2 protein-coding genes and 1 pseudogene are annotated in these 5,448 nt (G+C 69.0%); 2 read left to right on the top strand and 1 reads right to left on the bottom strand.

The genetic code is table 11. From position 1 onward, the window contains the following. Window positions 1–1,913, top strand: a 1,913-nt coding sequence (locus WA944_RS16660; protein WP_526647150.1) for an arabinosyltransferase C-terminal domain-containing protein, incomplete at its 5' end; no start/stop codon positions are given. Continuing rightward, window positions 1,910–5,104, top strand: coding sequence for an arabinosyltransferase domain-containing protein (locus tag WA944_RS16655; RefSeq protein ID WP_526609254.1), 3,195 nt, complete (start codon window positions 1,910–1,912; stop codon window positions 5,102–5,104). The genes WA944_RS16660 and WA944_RS16655, both read left to right, overlap by 4 nt. A 1-nt stretch (window position 5,105) precedes the next feature. On the opposite strand, the pseudogene WA944_RS16650 reads toward WA944_RS16655, so the two are convergent. Continuing rightward, a pseudogene (locus tag WA944_RS16650) lies at window positions 5,106–5,448 on the bottom strand (serine/threonine protein kinase); the annotation flags it as partial.

The following is a 5,448-nucleotide window of genomic DNA, read 5'->3' as shown; positions in this document are numbered from 1 at the left end:
TGGTGTTCCGCGACCAGACGCTGGCAGCCGTCGCCGAGTCGGCCCGCGTCAAGTACGTCGTCGGCCCGACCATCCCGTGGTACCAGGAGTTCCTGCGGTACTACTTCGTGATGGTCGAGGACAGCGTGGACGCATCGCTGACCCGCCGCTTCTCCGTGCTGCTACTGCTGTTGTGCCTGTTCGGACTGCTGGTGGTGCTGCTGCGCCGCGGCACCGTGCCCGGTGCGGTCAACGGACCGGTGTGGCGGCTGACCGGCACCACCGCGATCGGTCTGCTGCTGTTGTTCTTCACACCGACCAAATGGGGGGTTCAGTTCGGCGTGTTCGCCGGGGTGGCGGGCGCCCTCGGCGCGGTCACCGCGTTCGCGTTCGCCCGGGTCGGCCTGCACAGCCGCCGGAATCTGGCACTGTACGTGACCGCGCTGCTGTTCGTGCTGGCATGGGCCAACGCCGGGATCAACGGCTGGTTCTACGTCGGCAACTACGGGGTGCCGTGGTTCGACCGGCAACCGGTGATCTTCGGTTTCCCCGTCACCACGATCTTCCTGCTGCTGGCGATCGGCTGCGGCCTGCTCGCCGGCTGGCTGCACTTCCGGATGGACTACGCCGGACACACCGAGGTCGCCGACACGGGGCGCAACCGGGCGCTGGCGTCCACCCCGCTGCTGGTGGTGGCCACCATCATGGTGTTGCTGTCGGTCGGTTCGATGCTCAAGGCCACTGCCGGGCGCTACCCGGTGTACACCACCGGCGCGGCGAACCTGTCGGCGCTGAAGGCCGCCCTGCCCGGGGGTTCGTCCCGCAGCTGCGCGATGGCCGACGCCGTGCTCGTCGAGCCCGACACGAACGCCGGCATGCTGCAACCGGTGCCGGGCCAGCAGTTCGGTGAGTACGGGCCGCTGGGCGGCGAGGACCCGGTGGGATTCACCCCCAACGGCGTCAGCGACACCCTGGAGCCTGCCGAACCCGTGGCGGCCAACCCGGGGTTGGTGAACTCCGACGGACCGGTCGACAAACCGAACATCGGGATCGCTTACGCAGCCGGAACCGGCGGTGGTTACGGCCCCGAGGGTGTCAACGGATCCCGGGTGTTCCTGCCGTTCGGGTTGGATCCGGACCGCACCCCGGTGATGGGCAGCTACGACGAGCCCGCCGCCGTTAACAACAGGGTTGCCGCCGAGGCGACGTCGGCCTGGTATCAGCTGCCTCCCCGCAGCCCGGACCGGCCGCTGGTGAGCGTCGCCGCCGCGGGCGCCATCTGGTACTACGAGGAGGACGGCGAGTTCAGCTACGGGCAGTCGCTGAAGCTGCAGTGGGGGGTGCTCCGACCCGACGGTTCCTATGAGGCGCTCAACGAGGTACAGCCGATCGACATCTTCTCGCAGACGGCCTGGCGCAATCTGCGCTTCCCGTTGTCCACGGCACCGCCGGAGGCCAACGTGGCGCGCATCGTCGCCGACGACCCGAACCTCTCCGACGACCAGTGGTTCGGGTTCACCCCGCCGCGGGTGCCGGTGCTGCAGACCGCGAGTGAGTTCCTCGGCACCGAGACCCCGGTGCTGATGGACATCGCCACCGCCGCGAACTTCCCGTGCCAGCGGCCGTTCGCCGAGCACCTGGCGGTGGCCGAACTCCCGGAGTACCGGATCCTGCCGAACTTCAAGCAACTGGTGTCCTCGTCGAACCAGTGGCAGTCCGCCGACGACGGCGGTCCGTTCCTCTTCATCCAGGCGCTGCTGAGGACGTCGACGATCCCGACGTACCTGCGCGACGACTGGTACCGGGACTGGGGCTCGATCGAGCGCTACACCCGGCTGGTGCCCCGCGATGAGGCGCCCGAGGCCGCGATCGACGAAGGATCGACACGAGTGTTCGGCTGGAGTCGCGGCGGACCGATCAGGGCACTCCCGTGAGCCCGGCCTTCGACGATGCCAGGATCGCCCGCTGGGTCGCCACGGTCGCGGGATTATTGGGTTTCGTGCTGGCCGTGGCCACGCCGCTGCTGCCGGTCACCCAGACCACGGCGACGCTGAACTGGCCTCAGCAGGGCCAGCTCAGCAACGTCACCGCCCCAGTGATCTCCCAGGCGCCGGTGAGCCTGACCGCCACGGTGCCCTGTGAGGTCATCGCGACGATGCCCGACGACGGAGGACTGGTCCTCGGCACCGCGCCGGCCGAGGGACGCGACGCCGCGCTGAACGCGATGCTGGTCAACGTCACCGAGACCCGCGTCGACGTGATCGTCCGCAACGTCGTCGTGGCCAGCGTGGACCGCGACCGAATCACCGGGCCGCCGGGCTGTTCCCGGCTGGAGATCACCTCGTCCCTGGACGGCACCTTCGCCGAGTTCGTCGGCCTGACACAGCTCTCCGGCGAGGATGCCGGTGAACCCCAACGCACCGGCTTCCCCGACCCCAACCTGCGGCCTGCCATCGTCGGTGTGTTCACCGACCTCACCGGCCCGGCACCCGCCGGTATTCAGTTCGAGGCCGGCATCGACACCCGCTTCACCACGCGCCCGACGGCACTGAAGCTGATGGCGATGCTGCTGACGGTCGTCTCGACCGTCGTCGCACTGCTGGCCCTGTGGCGGTTGGACCGGCTCGACGGGCGGCGGATGCGCCGCGTCATCCCGTCACGGTGGCGGACCGCCGGGCCCGTCGACGGGGTCGTGGTCGGCGGGTTCGCGCTCTGGTACGTCATCGGCGCCAACTCGTCGGACGACGGTTATATCCTCGGCATGGCCCGGGTGGCCGACCACGCCGGCTACATGTCGAACTATTTCCGCTGGTTCGGCAGCCCGGAGGACCCGTTCGGCTGGTACTACAACGTGCTGGCGCTGATGACGCGGGTCAGCGATGCCAGCATCTGGATCCGGCTGCCGGATCTGATCTGTGCGCTGGTGTGCTGGCTGCTGCTGTCGCGGGAGGTGCTGCCTCGGCTGGGACCCGCGGTCTCGGGAAGCAAGGCGGCGATGTGGGCCGCCGGGCTGGTGCTGCTGGCAGCGTGGATGCCGTTCAACAACGGGTTACGACCCGAGGGCCAGATCGCCACCGGCGCACTGATCACCTACGTGCTGATCGAGCGGGCCATCAGTTCGGGCCGGCTCACGCCTGCGGCGCTGGCGATCACCACCGCGGCGTTCACGCTCGGAATCCAGCCGACCGGTCTGATCGCGGTGGCGGCGCTGGTGGCCGGCGGCAGGCCGATCCTGCGCATCCTGGTGCGACGCCGCCGGTCCGTCGGCACCTGGCCACTGGTGGCGCCGCTACTGGCCGCCGGCACGATCGTGCTGAGCGTGGTGTTCGCCGACCAGACGCTGGCGACGGTGTTGGAAGCCACCAGGATTCGCACTGCGATCGGCCCCAGCCAGGAGTGGTTCACCGAGATCCTGCGGTACTACTACCTGATCCTGCCGACGACCGATGCCGCGATCTCCCGGCGGTTCGCGTTCCTGTTCACCGCGCTGTGCCTGTTCCCCGCACTGTTCATGATGTTGCGGCGCAAGCGCATTGCCGGGGTGGCGCGCGGTCCGGCATGGCGCTTGATGGGCGTCATCTTCGCCACGATCTTCTTCCTGATGTTCACCCCCACCAAGTGGATCCACCACTTCGGTCTGTTCGCTGCGGTCGGTGGCGCGATGGCGGCGCTGGCGACGGTGCTGATGTCGCCGGTGGTGCTGCGCTCGGCGCGTAACCGGATGGCGTTCCTGTCTCTGGTGTTCTTCGTGCTGGCGTTGTGTTTCGCGTCGACGAACGGCTGGTGGTACGTCTCCAACTTCGGGGCCCCGTTCAATAATTCGGTACCGCAGATCGGCGGAGTGACGGTCAGCACCATGTTCATGGTGCTGTTCGTGATCGCAGCACTGTGGGCGTTCTGGCTGCACCTGACGTCCCGGCACGAGTCGCGGGTCGTCGACAAGCTCACTGCCGCACCGATACCGATCGCAGCCGGTTTCATGGTGATCGTCTTCGTGGCCTCGATGGTCATCGGTGTGGTACGCCAGTACCCGACCTACTCCAACGGGTGGGCCAATGTGCGCGCCTTCGTCGGGGGATGCGGCATGGCCGACGACGTGCTCGTCGAGCCCAACTCCAACGACGGGTTCCTGCAGCCCGCTGCCGGCGACTGGGGCCCGCTGGGCCCACTCGGCGGGACCGACCCGGAGGGCTTCTCGCCCAACGGCGTTCCCGACCGGATCATCGCCGAAGCGATCCGGCTCAACACTCCACAGCCCGGCACCGATTACGACTGGAACCAGCCGTCGGAACTTTCCGAGCCCGGGATCAACGGCTCGACCGTGCCGCTGCCCTACGGCCTCGACCCTGAGCAGGTCCCGGTGGCGGGAACGTATTCCACTGGCGCCCAAGAGGAGAGCCGGCTGGCTTCGGCGTGGTACGACCTGCCCGCCGCCGACGACGCGCACCCACTCGTGGTGATCACCGCGGCAGGCACCATCTCCGGGCGCAGCGTCACCGAGGGGGTCAGCTCCGGTGAGACGGTGGAACTCGAGTACGCCCGGCGCGGACCCGACGGAGCCCTCGAGCCGGCCGGCCGGGTCAGCCCGTTCGATATCGGCCCGACGCCGTCATGGCGCAATCTGCGTTACCCGCGCGACCAGATCCCCGGCGACGCCGTCGCGGTCCGGGTGATCGCCGAGGATCTCTCGCTGAGCCAGGGCGACTGGCTGGCCGTCACGCCGCCACGGGTGCCGGAGGTGCGCTCGGTGCAGGAATTCATCGGTTCCGAGCAGCCGGTCCTGCTGGACTGGGCGGTCGGCCTCGCATTCCCCTGCCAGCAACCGATGCTGCACGCCAACGGCGTCACCGAGGTGCCGAAGTTCCGCATCTCGCCTGACTACCTCGCCAAGCTGCAGAGCACCGACACCTGGCAGGACGGCGTCAACGGTGGCCTGCTGGGGATCACCGACCTGCTGCTGCGGGCCTCGGTGATGTCGACCTACCTGTCGCAGGACTGGGGTCAGGACTGGGGATCGCTGCGCCGGTTCGACACCATCGTCGACGCCGAACCCGCGGAGATCGCACTGGGTTCGACCACCCACTCAGGGCTGTGGTCTCCGGGGCCGATCCGGATCGGTCCGTGAGTCAGGACGAGGCGTCGTTGGCGCCGGGGCTGCTGTTCTCCTGCAGGATGTCATCGTGGCAGTCCACCTGGGTCTTGCCCGTCTGCTCCATGCACACCAGGACCGGCGCGGCGGTGCCCGGCGCACCGGTGGGGTGGGTGATCTCGCCGGGGTACAGCGACCAGAGCGGGGCACCTGACGACGACAGGCGCGCGCAGTACGCCGGGTCGCCGGCCTCGGTCACCCCTGCGGCACCCAGGGTCGCGCAGTCGGCGCCGACGACGATCACCGGTAGCGTCACACCGCCGGTGCCGGCCGGGGTTGCCGAGGGCTGCGCTGCGTTGGTGGGCGTGCGGCGCTCGTGA

It is taken from the genome of Mycobacterium sp. (assembly GCF_049683355.1).
In the GTDB taxonomy this organism is placed as follows: Bacteria; Actinomycetota; Actinomycetes; order Mycobacteriales; family Mycobacteriaceae; genus Mycobacterium.
Note: the sequence above shows the minus strand (reverse complement) of the source record. Positions and strands in the feature narration are given on the sequence as shown.